The following is a 1,110-nucleotide window of genomic DNA, read 5'->3' on the forward strand; positions in this document are numbered from 1 at the left end:
AATTGTGGCTATAAGAAGATTTTATACCTCGCTAAACAAGCTCAAAAACAGTACGAACAAACTCTTGTTGAATCTCGTGAAGGAACTCCCCTCAATTCCAAGACCTTCTGGGAAATGGACAAAGTCATTTCTGATGGTGTTAAAAAGGGACAACACATCTATCATATCCTCAAAACTCACAACCTCGATGTCAGCTCCTCAACTGTCTATCGACACATCCGAAAAGGATACCTATCTATCGCTCCTATTGACCTAACCAGAGCCGTTAAATTCAAAGAAAGACGGAAAAGTAAGCTACCTTCCATCCCTAAAGAAGCTAAGAAAGGCCGCTCCTATGAGGATTTCCTAAATTATTTAGCTCTTAAGCAACTAGACTCTTGGTTGGAAATGGATACAGTTATGGGCAGAATGGGAGGTAAAGTCCTACTCACCTTCAATCTATCTTTCTGTAACTTTATCTTCGCTAGACTGCTGGATAATAAAACTGCCCTTGAGGTTACCAAACACCTCTATGACATCAAGAACACTCTTCACCAAGCTGACAAAGATTTCTTCCAACTCTTTCCTGTCATTCTTACCGATAATGGAGGAGAGTTTGCCAGGGTCGATGATATCGAAATGGATGTGCGAGGAGAGAGTAAACTCTTCTTTTGTAACCCTAATCGCTCTGACCAGAAAGGGAGAATTGAGAAAAATCACACGCTGATTCGCGATATTCTACCTAAAGGAACTTCTTTTGACAACTTAACTCAAGAGGATATCAATCTCGTTTGTTCGCATGTCAACAGCGTCAAACGTGCTGCTTTGAATGGAAAGTCAGCCTATGAGCTCTTTGCATTTACCTATGGAGAAGAGATTCCTAAGCTTCTCGGCATTTCTAAAATACCTGCAGAAGACGTCTGTCAGTCGTCTACATTACTCCAACATAAGTTCTAAAAACTAACCTAAAACCCTATTCAAACGTCTCACACTAACTTCCACCATAGCGGAACTTAATCTGAAACGCTTTCAGATGACGGGATTTTGTGCGCTCTTTTTTTCGATTCCTTTCGGCTACAAAAACGATGAAATAAAGCATGATTAAAACCAGTGGAACTTACCCTGACACGG

At 40.8% G+C, this 1,110-nt stretch carries 1 protein-coding gene; it reads left to right on the forward strand.

The genetic code is table 11. The features are described from left to right. Positions 1–936: IS30 family transposase (locus HT689_RS08490; RefSeq protein WP_173251472.1), on the forward strand; the 936-nt coding region annotated here is incomplete at its 5' end. Between the last annotated feature and the right edge of the window lie 174 nt (positions 937–1,110).

Source organism: Streptococcus sp. 2342 (genome assembly GCF_013276795.1).
Lineage (GTDB): Bacteria > Bacillota > Bacilli > Lactobacillales > Streptococcaceae > Streptococcus.